The sequence below is a fragment of the Streptomyces sp. NRRL WC-3549 genome (assembly GCF_000721935.1).
GTDB lineage: Bacteria > Actinomycetota > Actinomycetes > Streptomycetales > Streptomycetaceae > Streptomyces.
The window spans coordinates 20,929-22,941 of record NZ_KL585397.1 but is presented as its reverse complement, the minus strand read 5'-3'; the positions used below and the strand labels follow the sequence as shown (position 1 = coordinate 22,941).

1 protein-coding gene is annotated in these 2,013 nt (G+C 71.7%); it reads left to right on the top strand.

Features of this window, described 5'->3' with window-relative positions; genetic code table 11:
• Positions 1-1,694, top strand: a 1,694-nt coding sequence (pglZ, locus tag IH13_RS37465) for a BREX-2 system phosphatase PglZ (RefSeq protein ID WP_234433299.1), incomplete at its 5' end; no start/stop codon positions are given.
• Positions 1,695-2,013: the final 319 nt, after the last annotated feature.

Genomic DNA, 2,013 nt, shown 5'->3' with positions numbered 1-2,013 from the left:
TGAGAGGACATGCGGTGCACCGCCGGACTCTCACCGTCGAGAAGGCGGGAATCGTCATGCAGCGCTTCGGGGCCGCCGGCCTCGATATGCGCATGTACCGCGAGGACTGGTTGCTGCAGGCGCTGGTCGATGCCGAACCCACCGGCCAGGGGTGGCCGCGCACCGCAGGCGTCCTGACCCGGGACGCCGCCCTGCGGGTCCTGGTGACCGAGCGGCTCGGCCTCGGACATCCTGACCTGTCGCCCACGTCCGCAGGGCCTGCCGTGGATGCCGACGCGTTGCTCGCCTGGTCCCGCACGCCGGCCGGCCCCCGACGTTTCGCCGAACTGGCTCTGTCTCTTATACACGGCCAGGACGCCATGCCTCTCGGACTGCTGGGTGCCGCGCTGCGTGACCCGGCCGCGAGCCCCGACACGGTCCTGGCTGTCGGCGGCCTGTTCGGCCAGGTCCGGCCTCGCCGGGGCGAGCTGGCAGCCTTCACCGACGCGGTGGAGGGAACCCTCGTCCGCTGGCTGGGCGAGGCAGCAGGTTCCGTCCACGCCCGGCAGAGAGTCTTCGCCGTGCTGCATCGCGCCGACGACCTCGCGCGTGAGGCGGGGCTCACCGCCGGCCTCACCGGTAGCCGGTTCCTTCCCTCCAGCTTCGCGGCTCAGCTCGGTCGGGTCGCCGCAGCCGCCCAGGTTTCGCCCACCGACGGTGAGGCCGCACTGGCCGATCTGGCCGGCCACGCACTCGTCGGTCTCTTCACCGACCGGGTACGTGTGGCGGAGATGGCTGTGCGTCTGGCCCGCTGGCTGAGCGCGGAGGAACCCGCCGTGACCTCCGTGCACGCGGGTGTTCAGGGACACACCACCGACTGGGGATGGGTGGACAGAGCGCTGGCCGTGCTGTGGGCCGGAGACCCCGGGGGCGACGCGGTCGTAGGCCGTACCCTGCGCGAGCTCTACGAGAGCGGGCGGGAACGACGTGAACGACTGGACGAAGCCTTCGCCCGCCACCTGGCCAACTGGGCCCCCCACGCCACGGCCGAGCAGCCCGGCGGCTGCCTCCTCGTCGAGAACGTCCTCGACGCGGCGGCGCGGCCCCTGCTGGCCGGTGGAGCACCCCTCGTGCTCGTTCTCGACGGGATGAGCAGTTCCGTCGCCGCCCAGCTCGGTGAGGAAGCCGAACGCGACGGTTGGCGCGAGATCGTGCCACGGCCTGCGGCGGGCGGAACGCCGACGCGGCTCGCAGCGGTCTCCGCACTGCCCTCGGTCACTCGTACGAGCCGGGTGTCACTCCTCACCGGGACGGCCGCCCAGGGCGGGCAGTCCACGGAAGCGTCCGGATTCGCAGCCTTCTGGAGGAAGCAGCGCACGGACGCCGTCCTCTTCCACAAGGCGTCGATAGGGGGCGACGCGGGTCACTTCCTCGCCCAGGAACTGACTGCCGCGCTCGCCTCCGACGCGGTCGTCGGAGTCGTGCTCAACACCATCGACGACGCGCTCGACTCCGGCCAGCTACGCACGCCCCGCCGTCCTCGTCTCCGACCACGGCCACATCATCGAACGCGGCAGCGGCGAGGCCGCCTCCGCCGGCGTCAACGGCGGATCAGCGAGGTGGCGGCCGGGCACCGGGGCCGGGGAGGGGGAAGTAACCCTCCGCGGACCGCGCGTGCTCGAAGGCGACGGCACCATTACCGTCCCCTGGCGTGAAGACGTCCGCTACACCGGACGCAGAGCCGGCTACCACGGTGGGGCGGCCCTGGCCGAAATCACGGTGCCGGTCCTCGTGCTCGTACCCGCAGCGGATCTCACCCCACGCGACTGGCAACCGCTGCCCCGCGAACAGGCCACTCCCTCGTGGTGGAGGGCTCCCTCTGCCTACGTGCCCGAAACGGTGCAGACACCGGCCGGGAGCGCCGACCCGCAGAAACAGAAGCCCAAGCAGGCCAAACCCGCCCGCCAGCAGGGCGGGGGCCTGTTCACCGACGAGGACGTCGTGGCATCCGAAGCGGCTGTCTCTTATACACAT